Source organism: Chryseolinea soli, from assembly GCF_003589925.1.
Lineage (GTDB): Bacteria > Bacteroidota > Bacteroidia > Cytophagales > Cyclobacteriaceae > Chryseolinea > Chryseolinea soli.
In genome coordinates this window covers 4,087,904-4,108,911 of sequence record NZ_CP032382.1, presented here as the reverse complement: position 1 = coordinate 4,108,911, position 21,008 = coordinate 4,087,904, and the positions used below count along the sequence as shown (strand labels likewise).

General features: G+C 52.4%; 23 protein-coding genes. 17 read left to right on the top strand and 6 right to left on the bottom strand.

The features are described from left to right. Nucleotides 1-34: 34 nt before the first annotated feature. The 7 genes from D4L85_RS17590 (at nucleotide 35) to D4L85_RS17560 (ending at nucleotide 6,540) form a co-directional block, all read left to right on the top strand. A complete protein-coding gene (locus D4L85_RS17590) occupies nucleotides 35-1,432 on the top strand; it encodes a bifunctional UDP-3-O-[3-hydroxymyristoyl] N-acetylglucosamine deacetylase/3-hydroxyacyl-ACP dehydratase (protein ID WP_073138450.1) in 1,398 nt (465 codons plus the stop codon). Further along, nucleotides 1,429-2,217, top strand: coding sequence for an acyl-ACP--UDP-N-acetylglucosamine O-acyltransferase (gene lpxA, locus D4L85_RS17585; RefSeq protein WP_073138449.1), 789 nt, complete (start codon nucleotides 1,429-1,431; stop codon nucleotides 2,215-2,217). Before D4L85_RS17590 ends, lpxA begins: the two co-directional genes overlap by 4 nt. A 3-nt stretch (nucleotides 2,218-2,220) precedes the next feature. Continuing rightward, a complete protein-coding gene (locus D4L85_RS17580) occupies nucleotides 2,221-2,859 on the top strand; it encodes an ABC transporter ATP-binding protein (RefSeq protein WP_119755528.1) in 639 nt (212 codons plus the stop codon). 110 nt (nucleotides 2,860-2,969) lie between these two features. Next, complete coding sequence (locus D4L85_RS17575) at nucleotides 2,970-3,458, top strand: hypothetical protein (protein WP_119755527.1); 489 nt, start codon at nucleotides 2,970-2,972, stop codon at nucleotides 3,456-3,458. A 160-nt stretch (nucleotides 3,459-3,618) separates the two neighbouring features. After that, nucleotides 3,619-5,391 (top strand): WG repeat-containing protein, encoded by a 1,773-nt coding sequence (locus D4L85_RS17570; protein WP_119755526.1) that lies wholly within the window; start codon nucleotides 3,619-3,621, stop codon nucleotides 5,389-5,391. 15 nt (nucleotides 5,392-5,406) lie between these two features. Next, nucleotides 5,407-6,054 (top strand): DUF2306 domain-containing protein, encoded by a 648-nt coding sequence (locus D4L85_RS17565; protein ID WP_119755525.1) that lies wholly within the window; start codon nucleotides 5,407-5,409, stop codon nucleotides 6,052-6,054. A 231-nt stretch (nucleotides 6,055-6,285) separates the two neighbouring features. Further along, the gene (locus tag D4L85_RS17560; RefSeq protein WP_119755524.1) at nucleotides 6,286-6,540 is read left to right on the top strand and encodes a hypothetical protein; all 255 of its coding nucleotides are present in this window, start codon (nucleotides 6,286-6,288) and stop codon (nucleotides 6,538-6,540) included. 76 nt (nucleotides 6,541-6,616) lie between these two features. On the opposite strand, the gene D4L85_RS17555 is transcribed toward D4L85_RS17560, so the two are convergent. Next, nucleotides 6,617-8,980, bottom strand: coding sequence for an endonuclease MutS2 (locus D4L85_RS17555; protein WP_119755523.1), 2,364 nt, complete (start codon nucleotides 8,978-8,980; stop codon nucleotides 6,617-6,619). Further along, a complete protein-coding gene (locus tag D4L85_RS17550) occupies nucleotides 8,977-9,363 on the bottom strand; it encodes a DUF4296 domain-containing protein (RefSeq protein ID WP_119755522.1) in 387 nt (128 codons plus the stop codon). The genes D4L85_RS17555 and D4L85_RS17550 overlap by 4 nt, the downstream gene beginning before the upstream one ends. A 134-nt stretch (nucleotides 9,364-9,497) precedes the next feature. Between D4L85_RS17550 and D4L85_RS17545 the strand changes: the two genes are divergently transcribed. From D4L85_RS17545 to D4L85_RS17535, 3 genes are read left to right on the top strand one after another with little or no spacing between them, the layout of a single operon-like run. Further along, complete coding sequence (locus D4L85_RS17545) at nucleotides 9,498-10,376, top strand: DUF58 domain-containing protein (RefSeq protein ID WP_073139641.1); 879 nt, start codon at nucleotides 9,498-9,500, stop codon at nucleotides 10,374-10,376. A 4-nt stretch (nucleotides 10,377-10,380) separates the two neighbouring features. Then, the gene (locus D4L85_RS17540; protein ID WP_119755521.1) at nucleotides 10,381-11,292 is read left to right on the top strand and encodes a hypothetical protein; all 912 of its coding nucleotides are present in this window, start codon (nucleotides 10,381-10,383) and stop codon (nucleotides 11,290-11,292) included. Next, complete coding sequence (locus tag D4L85_RS17535) at nucleotides 11,285-12,334, top strand: vWA domain-containing protein (protein ID WP_119755520.1); 1,050 nt, start codon at nucleotides 11,285-11,287, stop codon at nucleotides 12,332-12,334. Before D4L85_RS17540 ends, D4L85_RS17535 begins: the two co-directional genes overlap by 8 nt. Here D4L85_RS17535 and D4L85_RS17530 read toward each other — a convergent pair. Continuing rightward, nucleotides 12,331-12,960 (bottom strand): LysE family translocator, encoded by a 630-nt coding sequence (locus D4L85_RS17530; protein ID WP_119755519.1) that lies wholly within the window; start codon nucleotides 12,958-12,960, stop codon nucleotides 12,331-12,333. The two genes, D4L85_RS17535 and D4L85_RS17530, sit on opposite strands and share 4 nt — an antisense overlap. Further along, entirely contained in the window at nucleotides 12,944-14,500 is a 1,557-nt protein-coding gene (locus D4L85_RS17525) for a GH3 family acyl-acid amido synthetase (protein WP_119755518.1), read from the bottom strand. Before D4L85_RS17525 ends, D4L85_RS17530 begins: the two co-directional genes overlap by 17 nt. A gap of 39 nt (nucleotides 14,501-14,539) precedes the next feature. Here D4L85_RS17525 and D4L85_RS17520 point away from each other — a divergent pair, with 39 nt between their 5' ends. Together D4L85_RS17520 and D4L85_RS17515 are read left to right on the top strand one after the other, a co-directional pair. Next, complete coding sequence (locus D4L85_RS17520; protein WP_119755517.1) at nucleotides 14,540-15,220, top strand: YggS family pyridoxal phosphate-dependent enzyme; 681 nt, start codon at nucleotides 14,540-14,542, stop codon at nucleotides 15,218-15,220. After that, entirely contained in the window at nucleotides 15,217-15,591 is a 375-nt protein-coding gene (locus D4L85_RS17515; protein WP_119755516.1) for a DUF423 domain-containing protein, read from the top strand. Before D4L85_RS17520 ends, D4L85_RS17515 begins: the two co-directional genes overlap by 4 nt. Before the next feature lie 82 nt (nucleotides 15,592-15,673). Here D4L85_RS17515 and D4L85_RS17510 read toward each other — a convergent pair whose 3' ends face one another. Beyond that, entirely contained in the window at nucleotides 15,674-16,099 is a 426-nt protein-coding gene (locus D4L85_RS17510; RefSeq protein WP_119758837.1) for a DUF1573 domain-containing protein, read from the bottom strand. Nucleotides 16,100-16,218: 119 nt separating this feature from the next. Between D4L85_RS17510 and D4L85_RS17505 the strand changes: the two genes are divergently transcribed. The 3 genes from D4L85_RS17505 to coaD all read left to right on the top strand — a co-directional run bounded on the left by D4L85_RS17505 (nucleotide 16,219) and on the right by coaD (nucleotide 18,252). Then, nucleotides 16,219-16,683 (top strand): NUDIX domain-containing protein, encoded by a 465-nt coding sequence (locus D4L85_RS17505; protein WP_119755515.1) that lies wholly within the window; start codon nucleotides 16,219-16,221, stop codon nucleotides 16,681-16,683. Nucleotides 16,684-16,841: 158 nt separating this feature from the next. Continuing rightward, nucleotides 16,842-17,729: a DUF3822 family protein gene (locus D4L85_RS17500; RefSeq protein ID WP_160143803.1), complete on the top strand. Its 888-nt coding sequence runs from the start codon at nucleotides 16,842-16,844 to the stop codon at nucleotides 17,727-17,729. 64 nt (nucleotides 17,730-17,793) lie between these two features. Then, nucleotides 17,794-18,252: a pantetheine-phosphate adenylyltransferase gene (gene coaD, locus D4L85_RS17495; RefSeq protein WP_119755513.1), complete on the top strand. Its 459-nt coding sequence runs from the start codon at nucleotides 17,794-17,796 to the stop codon at nucleotides 18,250-18,252. A 3-nt stretch (nucleotides 18,253-18,255) separates the two neighbouring features. On the opposite strand, the gene D4L85_RS17490 is transcribed toward coaD, so the two are convergent. After that, nucleotides 18,256-18,942 (bottom strand): NUDIX hydrolase, encoded by a 687-nt coding sequence (locus D4L85_RS17490; protein WP_119755512.1) that lies wholly within the window; start codon nucleotides 18,940-18,942, stop codon nucleotides 18,256-18,258. 168 nt (nucleotides 18,943-19,110) lie between these two features. On the opposite strand from D4L85_RS17490, the gene pyrE reads away from it, so the two are divergent. Both pyrE and D4L85_RS17480 read left to right on the top strand, forming a co-directional pair. Continuing rightward, a complete protein-coding gene (pyrE, locus tag D4L85_RS17485) occupies nucleotides 19,111-19,761 on the top strand; it encodes an orotate phosphoribosyltransferase (RefSeq protein ID WP_119755511.1) in 651 nt (216 codons plus the stop codon). An 8-nt stretch (nucleotides 19,762-19,769) separates the two neighbouring features. Then, complete coding sequence (locus D4L85_RS17480; protein ID WP_119755510.1) at nucleotides 19,770-20,978, top strand: NAD(P)/FAD-dependent oxidoreductase; 1,209 nt, start codon at nucleotides 19,770-19,772, stop codon at nucleotides 20,976-20,978. Nucleotides 20,979-21,008: the final 30 nt, after the last annotated feature.

Sequence of the window (21,008 nt, the reverse complement as noted above, 5' to 3'; positions counted from 1 at the left end):
TTGCAGTTAACTTTGCCCACTTTTGCAACACTAAATGCTCAATATCAAACAGCAAACTATCCAGAAGTCAGTAGCCCTTTCGGGTGTCGGGCTTCACAGCGGGGTGCAGACCAACATCACTTTTGTGCCCGCCAAACCCAACCACGGCATAAAATTCCAACGCATTGACCTGCCCGGATCCCCCATCATCGAGGCCGACTGCGACAATGTGGTGGACGTATCGCGTGGAACCACGATTGAGCAAAGCGGTGCCCGGGTAAGCACCATAGAACACACCCTGGCCGCCTGCACAGGCCTGGAAATCGACAACGTGCTCATCCAGTTGGACGGCCCTGAGTGCCCCATTATGGATGGCAGTTCCATCGAATTTGTGGACGTGTTGAAAGCCGCCGGAACGGAAGAACAAAACGCCCTGCGCGACTTCTTTGAAGTTCAGGAACCCCTGTTCTACCGCGAAGCCGCCCGCAACGTAGAGATCGCCGCCCTCCCGCTGGACGACTATCGCGTTACGGTAATGATCGACTACAACTCCCCAGTGCTGGGCAGCCAACACGCTTCGATTACCGACATCCGTCAATTCGAAAAAGAGATCGCTTCCTGCCGCACCTTCTGCTTTTTACATGAGCTGGAGATGCTGTACAAAAACAACCTCATCCGCGGCGGCGACCTGAACAACGCCATCGTGATCGTGGACCGTGTTGTACAAGAGAACGAACTGGAAAATATTGCCAAAATGCTGGGCAAACCCAAAGTTGCCGTGAAGCAGGAAGGCATCCTCAATAACATCGAGCTTCGCTACAAGAACGAGCCGGCGCGTCACAAGCTCCTCGACATCGTGGGTGACCTCACGCTGGCCGGAAGACCTTTGAAGGCACAGATCCTGGCCGCACGCCCCGGTCACGCCGCCAACGTAGCGTTCGCCAAGAAGCTGAAGAAGGCCATGCAGGAGTCGGACAAAAAGGGAAGACCTAAGTACAATCCCAGCCTGCCCCCGGTGATGGACATCAACAAAGTTGCCGCTACCCTGCCACACCGTTATCCTTTCCTCCTTATTGACAAGATCATTTACCTCGACAACGAGAGTGTGTCGGGCGTGAAGAATGTTACTGCCAACGAGTATTTCTTCCAGGGGCACTTTCCCGGAAACCCGGTGATGCCCGGCGTGCTTCAGATCGAAGCCATGGCGCAGATCGGTGGTATCCTGGTGTTGAACACCGTGCCCGACCCGGAAAACTATTGGACGTATTTTCTGGGCATTGAAAATTTCAGATTTAGAAAAATGGTATTGCCCGGCGATACGCTCGTGATCCAGTGCGACCTGCTCGCACCCATCAAGCGCGGCATCGCCAAAATGACCGGCCGCGCCTACGTAGGCAACACGCTGGTTTGTGAAGGTACCATGACTGCCAGTATAGTTCGTAAAGACGCATGAGCCGATTCCCTTTGACCAACGTACACCCCGACGCCATCATCGGCGAAAACGTGACCATCGAGCCGTTTGCCACCGTTCAAAAGAACGTTGTGATCGGCGACGGTTGCTGGATCGGACCCAACGTCACCATCATGGAAGGTGCGCGCATCGGCAAAAACTGTAAAATATTTCCCGGCGCCGTGATCAGTGGCGTACCCCAGGATCTGAAATTCAGGGGCGAAGAAACCACCGCCGAGATCGGCGACAACACCACCGTGCGCGAGTGCGTGACCATCAACCGCGGCACCGTAGACAAATACAAAACCGTGATCGGCTCCGACTGTCTCATCATGGCCTACGCCCACATCGGGCACGACTGCATCATTGGCAACAATTGTATCCTGGGCAACACGGTACAGCTGGCGGGCCACGTGGTCATCGACGATTTCGCCATCTTTGGTGGCGCCTGCGCGGTGCAACAGTTTTCCAAGATCGGCGCCCACGCCTACATCGGCGGAGGCTCGCTGGTGCGCAAAGACATTCCCCCTTTTACAAAAGCCGCGCGTGAGCCGCTTTCGTATGCGGGTATCAACACCGTGGGTTTGCGCCGCCGCGGCTATTCGTCGGAAAAGATCAACGAGATCCAGGAGATCTACCGCATGATCTTTATGAAGGGACTCAACAATTCGAAGGCCATCGAAATGGTGGAAAACGAGGTGCCCAGCAGCGAAGAGCGCGACTACATCCTCGATTTTATCCGCAATTCGGAGCGGGGTATCATGAAAGGTTACGAAGGCAACGACTAAGCCGTGCCCCCCGTCAACCCCCCCCTATCGATCCAGGTCCAGCAATTGGGAAAGAAATTTAACCGCGACTGGATCTTTCGCAAGCTCGACTACACCTTCCAATCCGGCCAAACGTATGCCATCACCGGTCCGAATGGATCGGGGAAGTCCACGCTTTTACAGGTACTTTGGGGACAAGTGCCCCCCAGTGCCGGTACCGTTGCCTACACCACAAGCAACGGTAGCATACCCGCCGAAAACATTTTTCAGCACCTCGCCATCGCCACCCCCTACCTGGACCTGATCGAAGAATTCACCCTGCGGGAACAATTGCGGTTTCATTTTAAGCTGAAGCCCTGCCGCCAAGGCTGGAGCGAAGCGGAGGTTTTAGAAAAAATGTATCTCACCCACGCCCGCGATAAATACATTTCCAACTTTTCTTCAGGCATGAAGCAGCGGCTAAAGCTGGCCCTGGCCTTTTTTTCGCAAGCCGACATCGTGTTTCTGGACGAACCGGGCACCAACCTGGACCAGCAGGCATTCGACTGGTACCTGCAGCAATTGGCCAGCCTACCCCCACACTGCCTGGTGTTCATTGCCAGCAACCAGCCGTCGGAATACCCGGCCAGTGCGCAAAAAATCGACATCATGCGCTTCAAATAGCGGTTACAACCGGGGGTCGGACGCCATTAAGATATGTTTCTTCCCCGCAAGGGGATACAGTTTGATTTTATTATTTTTACTGGCATCTTCGTATTCTTAACAGTTAACGCATGAAACATTTGAACCGAGTATTTACCCTTTTGATCCTTGTTAGCGCATCTCTCTCCTACTTCGGTTGTGGTGGGGGCGACGACAAACAGTCCGAAGAAGAAACGCAATTGAACAAGCTTAAATCCGATCAGTGGACCCTCGTATCGGCCTCAGATCCTTCTGACCGGACGGCAGAATATCCCGGCATGAAACTCACTATTTCTGGTAATTTCAGCGAAGGCGGCACCTATCAATACACCAGCACGGCCACGTCGTGGCCCAGTGTGAGCCCCTGGAAAAAAGATGACAGCTGGAAATTCCAAACCGGCGCAGTAGGCAGCATCATTGTTCGCCAAGCCGACCTGCAAGTTATCAACTATGCCTTATCTAATTCGGACAAAACCCTTACGCTTAATTTCACATATCCCGAGACCGGCCCCGGTTTCAACAACGCTGGCCGAGTAGAGTCGGTCGCAGGCAATTGGACGTTTGTGTTCTCAAGACCTTAAGGTTATTATGCCTTTACAAAAAAGCTTCCTCAAAAGGGAAGCTTTTTTTGTGGCCTTTCTATGATCGTTGCAAATTGAATATCACAAAATCCATAGCCTTGCCCGCATTGCAAAAACATTTACCTTTACAGGCCCTCATTACCCCTTGTTGTCCAACACTATGAAATTCTCATTCCTTCAGGTTTTTGCTGCCGTAGCGTGCCTTGTCATGGCTTGCAGCGTCGTGAAAAAAGAAGCGTCCGATAAGGAAGTCCGTATTTTTCTTTCATCGTTTCAGGCCTCGCTGACGCAGCCGGACGAGGTGATCCTGAAGCAATTTGATAGTAAGCAGTCGCGTGAAGCGTTGGTGTCCGCGATCCGCATCCTTAAAAATGAAGAGAGCGAATATGTGACCTGTGAGGCCCTTTTTGAAAGCGCATCCATTTTGAACAATGGAAGGGGAACGCAAGTGAACATCCCGGTGGTCTTCCATTCGAAAAATCTGGAAATGGACTACCAAAAAGAGTCCACGCTCACCTTGTGGGTTACAGCTCGCGCAGGCTCGATCGTGATCACCCAATTGGATGGCATGGTCTTTTACGCACAATTCGCCATGCTGCGAAACGAAATGCAGTGGTCGACCGACCGCGCCGTGGAAATAAAGAAGCGTCAACCACTCTATGCGAGAGCCAAAGCACTGCAACAGAATTTCGATTCGGTGATCTGGTGTGCCACCTACAACACGAAAAATTATTTCTATGTCGTCAACGGAGTCTGGAACAATTCCGCCAGAAAACGCGCAACGGAAGGCTATACGATGGGGCTTGTGGACGAGAGCGGAAACACCATTATACCGCCCGACTATGAATTAATTGGTACGATCGGGTTTGATCTGCCCGGCATGGTGGAGATAAAGAAGGCAGGAAAAGTGGGCTACTTTAACATTGAGACAAAACAACTGGTGGCAGAACCCGCCTATGACATGATCATACCCTATGGCCGCGAAAACATCCTCTGCATCGTGAAGCAGGATACCGTTTACGGATGGATTAACGATGCCCACGTTTATACCGCCGGATTTCCGTCCGAGAAAATCAACGAATGGGTAAACGGTTTCGGATTCCTCCCCAAAGACATTCGCTTGGCCAACGGAGTGCAAACCCTGTGCGAAATACCAGCAGAAGGCAATGCGGGTTATGGTATTTTAATGCCTCCATCGTATCTGGTGAAGACCGGCTTATTCGAGGAGATCATCGAAGGGCTTTCGTCTACCCCTATCCCCATGAGCGGCGGGACAGAATACGTGGAAGCCAAAGGCACGATCCTTCAAACCATAACCGACCAGATCAACGCCATGTTCACCACCATCACAAACCGGTACCTCGATGGGCGTGAAGAATTTTACATCGAGAACAGGCTTGTCTTCGTGGACAAACGCAATGACACCCTGGCCGTAGCCGATATTCCCACGAAAAAAGTCGAGCACGTAAAACGCATTGGCCAAAACGTTTTGGAAGTGAAAGCTATTCCTTACACCGAATGGCATGACTACGACGCCCCGGAATACGACATTCCAGAGTATAAATACTTTACCCTGGGCGAAGATCTCTCCATCGTTCCCCTCCGTGCGAATCGAAAATATACCCAAACACAATTTGCAAAATTAGACAGCAGCTATTTAACAGGAGAATTCCAGCGATATGACCGTGTTACCGGCGAAAACCTGCCACCATCATCATTCCTTTCCGCCGAAACATTGGAGTACATGCAGAAGGATATTCTAGCCAGTTATGGAATGACCTACCCGGAAGGAGAACGCTATGATTTTCCAAGGGATTACAATCCGCGCTATACCCGAAGAGAAGAGTTTGAAGATCAAATCACGGACATCGACCGTTACAATCTTCAGTTCCTGGAGAAGATCATCGCACTATTGAAAACGAAACCCGCTTGATCGGTTGGCCACGCCATGAAACGCTTGCTTTGGGGATTGGGATTTTTGCTTACGGCATTGTTGGCAGCCAATGCCCTCACCTATCTGAATTTCGATCCGACTTATAATTTTCTCCGCCTGAAGCAGGCGGCCATTGCCACCGGATGGTATTTACCTGCCTATTACGCGCACGTGCTGGTGGGCGGCATCATTTTAGTGGCAGGTCTTTTCCAACTCCATCCTAAATCCATCCAAAAATTTAAAAGCATCCATCGTTTCCTGGGATATGTTTATGTGATGGGGATCCTCTTTTTTGCGGCGCCGGGCGGGTTGGTGATGAGCCTCTTCATTCAACGTGGGCCCTGGGTACTCACCAGCTTTCTTCTCCAGGCATGCTTGTGGTTTGTCTTCACCGCACTCGCGTTCGACCGGATCCGCAAGAAAGACATCGCCGCCCATCGCCGGTGGATGATCCGAAGTTATGCCCTTACGTTTGCTGCCGTGACATTGAGAGTGTACGTACTCATCAGTTCCTTTCACTACAGCTTGAATGTTCCCGAAGCTTATGCGACCATCGCCTGGCTAAGTTGGGTGCCTAACCTCTTGATTGCCGAGCTTATTATCCGCCAAACGACCTCGAGCCACCGTACCCCACATTCCTCGCACACACAGCAGACGAACTAACACCAATCTTCTTGTTGGTGAACAAGTATTTAGTCTGTGGCCCTCAAATTCAATACCGGCCTTTACTGCTAACGAGTCTTTGTGATTACGTATAGGTCAAGCGTTATGGACGGTGCCTCGTACCCTGTTTTCTGCCGATTTTATAAACTGCAAGAATATTGCAGTGGGGAGATCCATTTTTGATTCGTGACAGGAATTTCGCACGACTTAAAGCCACGTAACCCCACTTGTATGAATTTTGAAAATCTTATTACAAACGACCGCCGGCGAAAAATCTTTGACGCCGTGATGTCGCAACCCGGCCCTTTCACCATCAAGCAAATTCTAAGTTCCGCTCCGGACGAGGGCTTCAATTATTACATGGTCCGGGAGTTGCTGCAGGCCCTGACCTATCGCGGATTTTTAACAGAAGAATCGATTCGCACCAACAAGGCAAAAGGAGGACGTCCTACGACACTTTACATTCTTTCAAAGGCAAGCCGGTAGCGCTTTTTTTAGCGACGGAACGCTGCGTGAAATTTTGCGGGAGGTGTTACCTGACGGTGTCCATAAAAATGAGGGCTCATTTCAACACCACGACGGTAATGCCATCCCCTCCTCTTTCGATGTGTTCGTCTTTGATGCTAGCCACTTCCTTGTAGGTCTTCAGATGATCGCGCACAACTTTTCTTAACACGCCCTCACCCTTGCCGTGGAGGATGCGAAGTTCGCCCTGGGCCAGCAAGATGGCCGTGTCCATGAATTGATCGAGTATGCCAAGGACTTCGTCAACGCGTTTGCCGCGGATGTCGAGGGTGCTGTTGAATTGGGTGCGCTTCTCGTGGACGTTGATGCCGGCCGATCGCAGCTTGGCAGCGATTTCCTTTTCTACAGTAGCCGTGATCTTTTCGAGTTTGTCGAGTTTGGTGATGGACTTTAGCAAACCGAATTGCACGGTGGCGTTCTTGCCTTGAATGTTGAGGATCACGCCGCTGCCCTCCTGTCCCGCGATTCGCACCCGGTCGCCTTCTTTCAATTCGACCGCCGGTTCCTTTTCTTTTTTGGGTGCCTCGCCCACTTGCTGCGTGAGGGTCTCGAGGTTCTTGCGCACCTTGAGGGTCTCCTTCTTTTCCGCTTTGTTTTCCTTGATGTGGCGGATGGTCTTTTCGATCTCGCGGTTGGTGTTCTTCAGCAGCTGGGCAGCATCTTCTTTGGCCCGGTTGATGATTTCCTTCTTGCGCGTTTCCAGGTCGGTGGAGAGCGTTTGATATTTGGCCAGCGATTGTTTCAGTTCGGTTTCCTGGCGCTCCATCCGTTTTATTTTTTCACTCAGCTCATGCCGCTCTTTTTCCAGCGAGCGCACCATGGTCTCAAATCCCGCCAGGTCTTTGCCCACGAGCTTTTCGGCTTCTTCCAACGTCTGCTTTGGCAATCCGGTTTTACGGGCGATCTCCAGGGCGAACGAGCTTCCAGGCTTGCCAATGTCGAGGATGTAGAGCGGTTCCAGGTGCTGGTCATCGAAGCGCATCGCGGCATTGCGGATGCCGGACTGCTGGCCTGCAAATAATTTCAGGTTATAATAGTGGGTGGTCGCCACACCCCATACCCGTTTCTGCAGCAAGGCATCGAGGATGGCTTGCGCGATGGCGCCGCCAAAATCGGGGTCGGTGCCCGAACCCATTTCGTCCAACAACACCAGCGATTTGTCGGAAGCCGACTGAATGAACACGTTCATGTTGCGCAAGTGACTGCTATACGTACTCAAATCGTTTTCGATGGACTGTTGATCGCCGATGTCGAGAAAGATGTCTTGAAAAATTCCTGCGCGCGAGCGGTCCGACACGGGTATGAGCATGCCGCACTGCAGCATGTATTGCAATAGCCCGACGGTTTTCAAGCATACAGACTTTCCCCCGGCATTGGGACCCGACACCAGGAGCATCCGTTGCTGGGCATTGAGTTCGATGGTGAGCGGCACTACATCACGTTTGCCTTTAAGGCTTAGGTAGAGCAAGGGATGCCGGGCCACGTACCACACCATCTCGGGCTTTGTTTCCAGGATGGGCAGGTCGGCATTGATCTCGACGGAGAACCTGGCCTTGGCCCGGATGAAATCCAGTTGTGATAAAAAGCGGTAGGCGCTTTTCAGTACAGGTAGTTGCTCGCGAAAATCGTCGGTAAGGGCTTTCAGGATCCGGATCACTTCGCGTTTCTCGGCGTGTTCCAGGTCACGGATCTCGTTGTTGGCGTCCAGCATTTCGGCGGGTTCCATAAACACGGTTTGGCCGGTGGCCGACTCGTCGAGAATGAAGCCTTTCATGCGGCGTTTGTGCTCGGCCTGGATGGGAATGACGACCCGGCCGTCACGAATGGTGGGCAGGGCACCTTCGGGCACCCAGTTCTCGCTCACGGCGGTGCGAAAGATCTGGTCGGCCAGTTTGCGCAGGCGACCTTGTTCATCGCGCAGTTTTTTCCGGATGCGGCCCAACTCGGCGCTGGCCGAATCGCGCACCTGCGCTTTGTCGTCGACAGTTGAAAAAATGGATTGCACCAGCGCACCCGTTACCCTGACGGGCTCCGTCATGCGAAACAGCTCGGGATAGATCTCAGCGGTCTTGGTCAGAAAGTTCTTGCAGGCCATGATGGTCTCCAGCGAGTAGGCCATGCGCAGGAATTCGTCGGCGTCGAGCCAATTGCCCTCTACGCTGATCTTCTGGATCCATTCGGTGGCATCGAGGAAATATTGTGTCGGAAAGGCCTCTGCTTTTTCCAGGATCTGGCGAAACTCCAGGTTCTGCTTTAACAGCACGCGTATAAATTCAGGCTCGGTGCTGAAGCGCATGCGGTCCACCCACTCTTCACCGGCCGGCGAATGGCAATAGCTTTTCAGCTTTGCGCGGATCTGGTTGAAGCCCAGCTTTTCTTCGAACGACTCGGGGTAGATCATTTGGGTTGGCCTGAAAGAATGCGTTGCTCCCGGAGGTTCATGGAGTCCACGAGCTGGGAATAGATGCTTTCCATGATTTTCGGGCGTTCGATATAATAATCCAGTGAAAGGCGGAAAATGGAGTCGGTCGTGCCGGCTTTTTCGAAGACCTTGTCTTTCAGTTTTTCAAAGATCTGGTCTGCCGTATCGCGTTTCAGGCCCAGGCTGTTCACTTTTTGTTCCACCACATAGATATCCGACAGCAGTTCGAGCATTTTGTCCTCGGGGAGTACCCCTTTCTCGGTGAGGCCCCCTTTTCCACACGAAAACAGCACGGCCACCACCAGGGCAAAACACCAGGGTGTGATGGGCAGATGCAGCAGGCCTTTCGCAGATTTTCTCAACCTATATTCAATTTTGGATCGGCAAAATACTCATAATTGTTCTATTTTTGGCCAATTCCCTATTATGGAAGGGCCTTGGCGGGCGGAAACTTGTTTCTTCCTGCGGGGTTTTCAATCAAATTCAGTACCAACCGGTGAAAGCGCTTTTAAAAAAACTACGCCGCTACGAGATCCAGATCCGCAAGGCCATCAACAGCCAGATGCAGGGTGATTTCCACTCTGTGTTCAAAGGATCGGGCCTGGAGTTTGACGACGTGCGTCCGTATCAATACGGCGACGACGTGCGCATCATCGATTGGAATGTTTCGGCCAAGGGGCACGGCACATTCGTCAAAACCTTCCGCGAGGAAAAAGAGCAAACGGTATTCTTCATCCTCGACGTCAGCGCTTCCGAAGACATTGGCAGCCCCGGCAACACCAAGGCCGACATCGGCAAGGAGATCTGTGGGGTGCTGGCCTTGTCGGCCTCCAAAGAATCGGCACACGTCGGACTCATTTGTTTTTCGGATGTAAAGGAAAAATATATCAAACCCAGCAAGGGTCACTCGCAGGCTTATGAGATCATCAGCACGCTGGTCAAGCTGAGACCCCAGTCGCTGAAAACGGATTTGAATAAAGCCATCGCTTTTTCCCTGAATGCCATCCGGCGTCGCAGCGTGGTCATTCTTATTTCGGATTTTATCGATGAGGGTTATCAGAAAAACCTCAAGGCCCTGGCCCGTCGCCACGACCTGGTGGTTATTCACATCAGCGACAAGCGCGAAACCCGGCTGCCCAAACTGGGTATCATCCCGGTGATCGACAAGGAAACGCAAAAGACGTTGTGGATCAACACGTCGTTTGGCGACTTTCGCGAGAAGATCAGCAAGCGCCACGCGTCGCGCAAAGCAGAGCTGGAGCAATTCAGCCGTAAGCATGAGATCAATTTCATTTCGCTCGATACGGACGAAGACTATGTGCCCAAGCTGCTGCGGTTATTTAAAGTGAGAAACAAATCGCTAAAAACTTCGTGACCGGATGAACCTGAAGTATAAGCCCTGGTGTATAGCTTTATTTCTTCTTCTTTGTGGCGCGGGCTACCTCCGCGCGCAGGACGTGACCGTGCGCAGTGGTTTCTTCAAGGATAGCCTCCGTGTGGGCGATGTGACGGGCTATTACCTCACGGCCCGCTACCCTAGCAAGCTCAACATCCTTTTTCCGGACTCCGCCTTCAATTTTGCGCCTTTCGAATACGACCACAAGAAATACTTCCCCACCGAAACAGAAGGGGGCAAGAGCTACGACAGTGTGGTTTATTATTTATCGACGTTCGAGATCGACCGCCTCCAAACGCTGAGCCTGCCCGTGTTCCAATTGAACCCGCGCGATTGCGTGACCTACGCCTCGGCAAGCGACACGATCCTGTTCACGTCGCTGGTGCCTGAATTACCCGACACATTGTCCATCCAAAACCTGCCGCTCAAGGTCTCCATCGCGCACCAGGATGTTCCCAAAGCGTTCAACTACGTAGTGTTGCTGATCGTGGTGGGCGTCCTGCTGGTGTTGTCCGTCATCGGGTGGTTTGTTTTTGGCAAGCGCATTCTCAAGCACTATCGCCTGAAACGCCTGCAGCAAGCGCATCAAAAATTCCTCGAAGCCTACACGCCGCATGTCGACGCCTTGCGCGCTACCTTTTCGGCACCCACAACGGAGCGCGCGCTTTCGCAGTGGAAAAAATACATGGAACAACTGGAAGCACGGCCCTTTACCAAACTCACCACGCGCGAAATTGCGCGTCTGGAAAACAACGAGGCCCTCGGCAAAACCCTGCACGCGGTTGACGGCGCCATCTATGGCCACGACACCGCCGTAGTCGATTCGCTGGAGACCCTGAAGACCATCGCCGGCCAACGCTTTTCAAAAAAATTGGAGGAGGTGAAACATGGATAATACGACCGACCTCACCGCCTGGCTTTCGCTGGATTGGTTTATGCCTTCTTCGTGGAAGGCGTTTACCTGGGAGAATCCCGTTTTTCTGTGGGGCATCGCCGCCGTGCCGTTGCTATTCTTGTTCCGCTGGCTGTGGCGCTACCGGTTCAACCAGAAATTGCCCGTGGCCATGACGCAGAAAGATCTGCACGTGTCGCCACTCACCCTCTTCCGGTTGCTGCCGGAATTTTTACTGATGTTTTCGATGGTCTTCATTTGCATGGCGCTGGCCCGCCCTCAGAAGACCAATGAAAAGGTGGAGCAATGGACGGAAGGGATCGACATCATGATCGGGTTGGACATCTCGCAGTCGATGGAAATTTCGGACCTTTTACCGAACCGACTCGAAGCCGCAAAAGATGTAGCCCGCAACTTCATCAGCGGCCGCTTGCAAGACCGCATTGGCATTGTTGTTTTCTCTGGTGATGCTTTTTCGCTAGCGCCGCTCACCACCGACTACGACCTGCTCAAATCGTATCTCAACGAGATCAGTTTCGAAATGATCGAGAACCGCGGCACCGCCATCGGCAGCGCCCTGGGCGTGGTGACCAACCGGATGAGCGAGTCGGAAGCCAAATCAAAAGTGTGTATCCTGTTGAGCGATGGCGACAACAACGGCGGCAACATCGACCCCATCACCGCGGCCGAGCTCGCAGCAGCTTATGGCATCAAAATATACACGATCGTTGTAGGCAAGGAAGGACAAGTGCCTTATGGAAAAGATTTCTTTGGCCGCCCCATGATGATCGACAACACGGTAGACGAAACCACCATGCGCAAGATCGCCAAGATCGGCGGCGGCGAGTTTTTCCGGGCCACCGACAACAAAGCCCTGAGCCAGGTATTTACGCGGATCGACCAATTTGAAAAAGCCGAGATCAAAGAGACGCGGTTCAAGGACACGTCCGATTATTACTTTGTGTACCTGCAATGGGCCATCCTCTGCTTCCTGCTGTGGCTGGCGTTGAAGTCGACCTTCCTGAGCAACGTATTGCAGGATTAATGCGGAATGGTGTTGGGGAAGAAGATGAGCTTTCCGGCAAAAATGATCAGCACCACACCCAAGATGATGTTCATGATCCGGATAGACCGCGGTGTGATGATCGCGCGAAGTTTGTCGGCAAGTTTTGCTTTGAGCAGGTCGGTGGAGAATACCGTTCCGACGATGGATCCAAAAAATATAAACGCTTCGTTGGGCAACGTATAGCCCAGGCGCGTGGTGGCCACCCCGACGGTGGCGATCCAAAAGAAAAGCACCATGGGGCTGAGGCCGTTGATGATAAATCCTTTTAGCGCTAGTCTCATCCAACTTCTTTCGGCAATATTTTTCGGATCGAAGACGATGAGTTTCCTGCTTTTGACGGCCAGGTAGTAGACCCCAAAACCTAACAGCACCAGGCCTCCGCCGTAGGCCAGGTAGTGCCGGAAACGTTCGGCTTGCATAAATTGGATCAATCCCAAATACGACACCAGGATGTAGAGCGCGTCGCTACATGAAATGCCGACCGCTACCCAGAAGCCACTCCAGAAGCCCCGCTCGATGCTGGTTTGCAGCAAAGCAAAAAATACCGGCCCGATGAGGAAGGCCAGCACGATCCCGTAGAGAACACCGTCACGAACGATTGCCATTCGAATGGGTTTGAAGGAAATTTTTCCAATCGTCCAACTGGGCGTTTTTCATTACCCTTGGAAATTTATTCTGACCACCAACTTTCCCCTTCGATTCCATCCAATCATAAAACGTTTTCACCGGCAGCACATCCACAAAGATCTCGCGCAGGGCGGCGCTACGCTCTACGGCGTAGTCGTCGTTCAGCACTTTGAGGTGCTCGTCTATTTTCTCTTTCAGTAGTTTCTTGTCCACCTTGTCGTCGGTGCCCACAAACCAGTGGTGAGCAAACAAGGATTGATACGGGATGCCCGCCACGGCAAACTCGGGGATGTTGATGTTGAAATCGTTCTGCACCAGTTCGATGGCCTTGTTCATGTTGTCCACCGAAAGGTGTTCGCCACAAAGGCTCAAGAAATGTTTGGTTCGTCCGGTGATCACAATCTCCGCTTCTTCCAGCGAAGTGAATTTGATCACATCGCCAATGATGTAGCGCCACGCGCCCGCGCACGACGAAAGCAGGATGGCATAGTCTTTTCCCTCCTCCACTTCGTCGATCATGAGCGTTTCGGCGTCGGGTTTTATTTCGCCGGTGGCGTCGAAGTTCTTTTCATCGAACGGCACAAACTCGTAGAAGATGCCGTTGTTCAACACCAGTCGCATGGTGCGGCGGTTGGGGTATGCCTGAAAGGCAATGAAGCCTTCCGATGCGAGATACGTCTCGATATAGCTGATGGGCCGGCCCAATAATTTCTCGAATCCTTTGCGGTAGGGATCAAACGACACGCCGCCGTGCACGTACACCTCCAGGTTGGGCCAGATCTCGTGAATGTTTTTGATGCGGTGATACTTGATGATCTTCTCCATGAGGATCTGGATCCACGCCGGCACACCCACCACGATGCCGATGTCCCAGTCGCCGGCCTTGCGGGCGATCTCATCCAGTTTGGTATCCCAGTCGCGGTTCTTGGCGATCTTCTTGCCCGGTTTGTAAAAGTGCTGGAACCAGAACGGCAAACGGGCCGCCTGGATGCCGCTGAGGTCGCCTTCAAAGTAGCTGCCCCGCTTGTTGAGGTGGGTGCTGCCCCCCAGCATGAGGATGCCCGACTGAAAGATCTCCGGCTCCAGGTCGTACTTGGAAAGCGACAGGATCTGGCGGACGCTTGTTTTCTGGATGGCCTTGGTCATGTCCTTGGTCACGGGAATGTACTTGGACGAAGCCTCGGAAGTGCCCGAGCTCAAGGCGAAATATTTTATCCGGCCCGGCCAGCAAACGTTGCGGGCTCCTTGCAGGGCCAGCTTCCACCAGTCGGCGTAGATTTTGTTATACGTATGGAGGGGTATCGATTTGCTAAAGCGTTTATAAAATTCCTTATCGCCTTTGCGAAAGCCCTGCAGCACATGACCAAAGTTGTAGTGCTTGCCAAATTCGGTCTGGCTGGCGGTCATCAGCAGCTCCTTCAGCTCTTTTTTTTGCAGATCGAAGGGAGAGGTATATTCCTGCTCCATCATCTCACGGAGCCGGATCCCTTTTTTCAGCAATGTTCCAAGGAGTGCCATATTTGCGTAGCTTTGGTGGTTTAGGGGCTAAAAATAGGCATGAATATTAAGAATAACATCAACAATCTTCGCCAAAACTTACCCGCGGGTTGCGCCCTGGTGGCCGTGAGCAAGACCAAGCCCGTGGACCAAATCGCTGAAGCATACGCCGCAGGGCAGCGCCTGTTTGGCGAAAATAAGGTGCAGGAACTGGTGCCCAAACACGAAGCCCTTCCGAAAGACATTGCCTGGCACATGATCGGCCATCTGCAATCCAACAAGGTGAAATATATCGCCCCCTTCGTGGCCCTCATCCATTCCGTGGACAGCGCCCGCTTGTTGGAGGAGATCAACAAGCAAGCCGCCAAGGCAAACCGTGTTGTCCCCTGCTTGTTGCAGCTACACATTGCCGAAGAAGATACCAAGTTCGGATTTTCCGAAGACGAAGTGTTGCAACTTTTTCAATCCACCGCGTTTGCCGGCCTGACGCATATTGAAGTGCAGGGCCTCATGGGCATGGCCACGCTCACGGAAGACGAGCAACAGATCCGCAAAGAATTTCACGGCCTGAAAACTTTTTTTGAAAAACTAAGATCCGCTGCACTGCCTCCTCATGCCGTCATGAAGGAACTGTCGATGGGCATGAGCAGCGATTATAAAATTGCCGCGGCCGAAGGCAGCACGCTGGTGCGGGTGGGATCGGCTATCTTTGGCGAACGTCATTACGAAAATCAAAAATGAATCAACGAAACACACTTCTGAGCGCGGCCGTTATGGGATGCCTCGCTGTCATGGTCGGAGCCTTTGGAGCACATGCGCTCAAACCCACATTAACCGCCACGGGACGGCTAGACACCTACGAGTTGGCCGTCCGCTATCAGTTCTATCATGCGCTGGCCATGTTGGCGGTGGGGCTGTTAATGGGTCAATTCTCCTCGAAGAAACTGTACTATGCCGGGTTGTTTTTCTTTCTCGGCATCTTCCTTTTCAGCGGCAGTTTGTTTGTGCTTTGTTTCACCGGCCTGGGTGTGCTGGGCGCGGTGACGCCATTGGGAGGCGTGCTGTTTATCCTGGGATGGGTATTCCTTTTTCTTGGAGTACTCAAAAAATAGTTCACCATCGGTTCTCAAAATCTCAACCATAAAAAAGCCATTCATTCCGAATGGCTTTTTTATGTCTTTTGACAGAACCTGATTAAGGCTGTTGCACTTTTTTCTCCAGCACGTTTGTCGTGAACGAGATCTGTGCTCCATCGGCGTTAACGGCGTTGGAAACGATCGTTACCACTTTGTTCTGTTTACCCATTTTACCGGCGCTGTTGAAAGCGATGGTCACTTCACCTTTGCCACCGGGAGCGATGGGATCGCGGGGCCAGCCTTTCGGCGTGGTGCAACCGCAGGTCACCTGCACGTTGGTGATGATCAGGGGTTCCGTTCCGGTATTGGTAAATTTAAATACTTGCTCAACCTTGTCACCTTGAACGATGTCGCCGAAATCATGTGTTTTCTTTTCAAACGTGATCACAGCACCGTTTGCAGCGGCGGTTTGTGCGCTGGCTTGCAGTACGAAACCTTGTGCTGCCACGGCCAGGAAAATGATCATGAACAAATTCTTCTTCATACCTAATGTTTTTTTCAAATTTAAAACCTTCATTCAACAATTCTGCCAGAATATGAAAATTTCTACGCCGGAATCCACGAATTTACGGTCAATATCATTTTTGCCTTACCGGTAACCGAATGGATGCAAAAATCAGCGAAACCTATGGTCACAAGGTGCGGGTGCGCGCCTGCGGTCTTTGCTGGCAGGGCGACCGCCTCCTGCTAGTGAACCACCAAATGCTGCGGGAGGGCGACTTCTGGGCACCTCCGGGCGGTGGCGTAGAAGTAGGCGAATCGCTGGAAGAGGCCCTAAAACGCGAATATCGCGAGGAAACCGGCTTGTTTGTCGACGCTCCCCGTTTTCGCTTTGGCTGCGAGTTCATTCAACCTCCGTTGCACGCGATCGAGCTGTTCTTCGAAGTGACACAAACCGGCGGTGAACTGAAGGCCGGCCACGATCCCGAGCTCCAATTGATCGCCGCCGTAAAATTCATGACCCCAGACGAAATCCAACGCCTACCCGCTGGAGCGTTGCACGGCATCTTCCGCCTTGCCCGCACCCCCGATGATCTGCGACAGCTATCCGGATTTTATCGTATTTAATTGACGTTCCGCAAATTCCACTTTGTGATTTCCCCTTTAAAATAATTATTATTGCACAACGTGAACCCTGACTGGATACCGGACGGTTTCGACCATTCTTCTCCGCTCAAGCGTTTGCGTCGGCTCATGCGATAACCCATGATAACCCGGCACTAACTTTGGAGACTACGACGCTTACCTACAAATTGATCCGAAAAATCAAGGATGATCTTTTTGATGAAGAGTTCCTTCATCAATATCACCTGCTGATCAATATCGGTGCGCGCGATTTCCAGCTCTCCGTCATCCGGCCCGAAGACGAGAAGGTATTGCTCCTGGAGGACTTTGTTCTCCCCAACCTCACCTCCAACGAAGAACTCATCCACATTCTGGACCAACTGTTCGATTCGCACGCGTTGCTGAAAGCGAACTTTTGGCAAAAGATAAAAGTCTCGGTAAAGAATCCGAAGTTCGTGCAGGTGCCGCAGGCGTTGTTTGCCGAGTCGTCGATCGCCGACTATCTGAAATTCAATGCCCACATCGATCCCGCCAAGGAAGATGTGCTGGCGTCGTTCAATGAACGCTCACAGGCCGTGACCGTGTTTGCCATGAGCAGCAGCTTACGGGCATGGCTCAACAGCGTATATCCCAACAACCCACCGGTCTATACGCACCAGTCAGCCGCCCTCATCGAGGGCACCATGCAGTTTGCTGAGAAGCGCAAAGACAATCCATTGTACATTTATGTGGACCGCTTCAAGCTCCACATTTTGGCTTGCCGCGACAAAAAGCTGTTGTATTACAACCAGTTTGCCATCAAGCAATTTTCGGATTATATCCGCTACATCATGCTGGTGATGAAGTCGCTGAACATGGATCAGCAAACCAGCCAGGTCATTTTATGGGGCTACATCGGCAAGAATTCGCCCCATTACCACGAATTCTACAAATACATCAGCAACGTCACTTTCGGCGGCGAACCAGACGACCTCAGCTTCGGCTACGCCTTCGACGAAGTGCCCGAGCACCATTACTTCGATCTGTACAGCATCCACCTGATCCATTGATTTTGCCCATGCCACACGGGGCAAATAAAAAATACGCGCTCTCCCGACCTTAACGCTCCACCCCATGGCCAAACGCATTGCTCTTTTTCCCGGATCGTTCGATCCCTTCACCAAAGGACACGAAGACATCGTACTCCGCGGACTCCAGCTTTTTGACGAGATCATCATCGCCATTGGCTACAACAGTCAAAAGAGCACGCGCTATTTCGAGATCGACTTCATGGTGGAGCGCATCCAGACGGCATTTCAAAAATATCCCAACATCAAAGTGGTGAAGTTCTCGGAGCTGACGGCCGGGTTTGCCCGGAAGAACGGCGCGCGTTTCTTGCTAAGAGGACTGCGAAACACGACCGACTTTGAATACGAAAACAGCATCTCGCAAGTGAACCGGAAACTCTATGAAGAAATGGAGTCGGTATTTTTGATCACCACCCCGCAGCTGGCCTGGATCAGTTCGTCCATCATCCGCGAAGTGCACAAGTATGGTGGAGATGTTTCGGAATTTATCCCCTATTCGCTTTAAGCGCTATTTGGCGGGATTGATCTCCATCACCTCATAGTACTGCTCGAACACATAGTTGATCGATTTGTAAGAGTGTTCCAACGCGTGATACACTTCCTTGCGATTCATCCAACGGGTTTCCTCGATGTCTTCGGTGGGTTGGGGTCTCATGCGTGTGTCGTCGACGATGTCCATCACGTACCAGCGCGTTTTTTTGATCATGGCGCGCTTGTTCATGGTATAGGTGTGCCAGGTGGTACAGATCTTTTGGCCTAGCTTCACGGTCACGTTGCATTCCTCCTCCACTTCGCGCACGGCAGCTTGTTTGCTGGTTTCGTCTTTCTCGCGTTTGCCTTTTGGCAGATCCCATTTTTTGAGACGGTAGATCATGAGGAATTTATCCTTTTTGCGCACAAGGCCGCCGGCGGCTTTCACCACTTTGAATTTGCTGCGGAGATATTGCTTTGCCACATCGTAGTCCTTTACGGAAACGCTGATCGAGAGCACGCTCGTGGGCACTTTGGCATCCAGAAAGTTGAGCAGGGTGTTCAATTCCTGTTCGCCCACGTTTTGGATCCACACGTGATAGATGAGCTTTGCCAGCGTGACGGGTTCCTGGGCCGCGTCGATGATATGGTTCACACGCCCTTCACCGGGTTGTTCATCTGCCTTGAGGATTCGGACGGGAATGTCGTTGATAAAAATGATCATGGGGCGATGAGTTTACAACTTAACCATGTTCGCAAAAGAGCGAATAATTCTCAAGGTGGCAAGGTGGATTCGGGATTTTTTACTGCCGGCAAATAAGTTTTTTTTCTACGGGCGGTTCGGGGTACCCGGCATTTACCGGAACGATTTTTAATTCTACCTTTCGGCATTATGCCGATCATCAAAGTCCAAGAAGAAACCGCCGCCAAGGTCGCGGCCATGTTGCTGCAAATTCAGGCCATCAAATTGAACACGGATAAACCTTTTACGTGGAGTTCAGGCTGGAAATCGCCCATTTACTGCGATAACAGGCTTTCCCTCTCCTATCCCGAGATCCGGACCGCCATTAAGCATGCACTGGTGCAGGCCATTCGCGAAAATTTCTTTACCCTGGAGGCCGTCGCCGGTGTGGCCACGGCAGGGATTGCGCAAGGTGCCCTGGTGGCCGAGGCCTTGAACCTCCCCTTTCTGTACGTCCGCCCTAAACCAAAAGATCATGGCATGGAAAACCTGATCGAGGGCCGTGTGGTGAAAGGTCAGAAAGTGGTGGTCGTCGAAGACCTGGTCTCTACCGGGGGCAGCTCCCTCAAGGCGGCACAAGCCCTGCGCGAGGCCGGCTTCGAAGTGTTGGGCATGGTCTCCATTTTCAACTACGGTTTCGATATTGCCACGCGCAACTTCTATGAAGCCAACACCTCCCTCATCTGCCTCAGCGACTACAGCCATCTGCTGAAATATGCCCAGGAAGAAAAATACATCAACGAAGACCAGGTGACGTCGCTGAAAGCCTGGCGTGTTGATCCGGCCAACTGGAAGAAATAATCCCGCTTATGGCATCCCCCAACCTGAACACGTTTGCTCCCCGGACCCGCGCTGAAACCGGGACACCGAAACGGAATCCCTCGCTTCCCACAGGAGCATCCGTCGTGGTGGTGGGCGCGGGTGCTTTTGGAGGATGGTCGGCACTCTACCTCCTGCGCAAGGGCTTCCGGGTAACCCTGGTGGACGCCTGGGGCGCCGGCAACGTGCGGTCCAGTTCAGGCGACGAGACCCGCGTGATCCGTTCCACCTATGGCGCCAACGAAACCTACTTCAACCTCAACGTGCGCGCCCTGGAACTGTGGAAGGAAAATCAGGCACGCTTTGACAAAAAATTATTCTTCAACACCGGCGTGCTCTGGATGTGCTATGAAGCCCAGACACCATTGGTAGACGACTCGATCGCCTTCGCGCAACAACAACGGATGGAGTATGAATATTTATCCACCGAGGAAATAAACCGCCGCTACCCGGAAATCAACGCACAGGATTTGCATCACGGCTATCTTGATCCCTACGGCGGCTATTTGAAAGCCCGTGAGTCTGTACAGGCCGTGCAGGCCGCATTTGTTGAAGAGGGCGGAGAATTTATCCAGGCACACGTGATGCCGATGGGCGATGTTCACAAGGATGTGAACCGTTTGTCACTTTCCAATGGAGAATCCCTTCAAGCCGACGCCTTTATTTTCGCGTGTGGCTCCTGGCTGGGTGACTTGTTCCCTCAATTGCTTCGCGAACAGGTGTACTGCACCAAGCAAGAGGTATATTATTTCGGGCCACCGTCCCAGCACGCCGCAGCGTTTGAGCGCCTCCCGGTTTGGGTGGATGTGGATGGAAAAGATTTTTACTACGGCATCCCCGGCAACGCTCACCGCGGTTTTAAAATCGGCGTCGACATTCGCGGCGAGATCTTCGATCCCACGAATGGCGATCACACCCTGACCCCCGCGGCATTGCAACGCGCGCGTCAATTTCTGGCCCATCGTTTTCCGTTGCTCAAAGACGCACCGCTGGGTGAGAGCCGTGTTTGCCCCTATGAAAACAGCACCGACGGGAATTTCATTTTCGATCTTCACCCAGAGACGCAGAATCTCTTTTTGCTGGGCGGCGGATCGGGCCACGGGTTCAAGCACGGGCCGGCGCTGGGGGAATGGGTGGCGCAAACGCTGGCTGGAGAAAAAGAACTTTTCGAAATGTTCGCGTTGAATAAACGGGATTGATCCGTCTGCATGGTATGTTTGCTTTCTGAA

Coding starts and splice junctions, on each gene's coding strand:
- D4L85_RS17590 (WP_073138450.1), top strand. CDS start 35: ATGCTCAATATCAAACAGCAAACTATCCAGAAGTCAGTAGCCCTTTCG.
- lpxA (WP_073138449.1), top strand. CDS start 1,429: ATGAGCCGATTCCCTTTGACCAACGTACACCCCGACGCCATCATCGGC.
- D4L85_RS17575 (WP_119755527.1), top strand. CDS start 2,970: ATGAAACATTTGAACCGAGTATTTACCCTTTTGATCCTTGTTAGCGCA.
- D4L85_RS17570 (WP_119755526.1), top strand. CDS start 3,619: ATGAAATTCTCATTCCTTCAGGTTTTTGCTGCCGTAGCGTGCCTTGTC.
- D4L85_RS17565 (WP_119755525.1), top strand. CDS start 5,407: ATGAAACGCTTGCTTTGGGGATTGGGATTTTTGCTTACGGCATTGTTG.
- D4L85_RS17560 (WP_119755524.1), top strand. CDS start 6,286: ATGAATTTTGAAAATCTTATTACAAACGACCGCCGGCGAAAAATCTTT.
- D4L85_RS17555 (WP_119755523.1), bottom strand. CDS start 8,980: ATGATCTACCCCGAGTCGTTCGAAGAAAAGCTGGGCTTCAACCAGATC.
- D4L85_RS17540 (WP_119755521.1), top strand. CDS start 10,381: ATGAACCTGAAGTATAAGCCCTGGTGTATAGCTTTATTTCTTCTTCTT.
- D4L85_RS17535 (WP_119755520.1), top strand. CDS start 11,285: ATGGATAATACGACCGACCTCACCGCCTGGCTTTCGCTGGATTGGTTT.
- D4L85_RS17530 (WP_119755519.1), bottom strand. CDS start 12,960: ATGGCAATCGTTCGTGACGGTGTTCTCTACGGGATCGTGCTGGCCTTC.
- D4L85_RS17525 (WP_119755518.1), bottom strand. CDS start 14,500: ATGGCACTCCTTGGAACATTGCTGAAAAAAGGGATCCGGCTCCGTGAG.
- D4L85_RS17520 (WP_119755517.1), top strand. CDS start 14,540: ATGAATATTAAGAATAACATCAACAATCTTCGCCAAAACTTACCCGCG.
- D4L85_RS17515 (WP_119755516.1), top strand. CDS start 15,217: ATGAATCAACGAAACACACTTCTGAGCGCGGCCGTTATGGGATGCCTC.
- D4L85_RS17510 (WP_119758837.1), bottom strand. CDS start 16,099: ATGAAGAAGAATTTGTTCATGATCATTTTCCTGGCCGTGGCAGCACAA.
- D4L85_RS17505 (WP_119755515.1), top strand. CDS start 16,219: ATGGATGCAAAAATCAGCGAAACCTATGGTCACAAGGTGCGGGTGCGC.
- coaD (WP_119755513.1), top strand. CDS start 17,794: ATGGCCAAACGCATTGCTCTTTTTCCCGGATCGTTCGATCCCTTCACC.
- D4L85_RS17490 (WP_119755512.1), bottom strand. CDS start 18,942: ATGATCATTTTTATCAACGACATTCCCGTCCGAATCCTCAAGGCAGAT.
- pyrE (WP_119755511.1), top strand. CDS start 19,111: ATGCCGATCATCAAAGTCCAAGAAGAAACCGCCGCCAAGGTCGCGGCC.
- D4L85_RS17480 (WP_119755510.1), top strand. CDS start 19,770: ATGGCATCCCCCAACCTGAACACGTTTGCTCCCCGGACCCGCGCTGAA.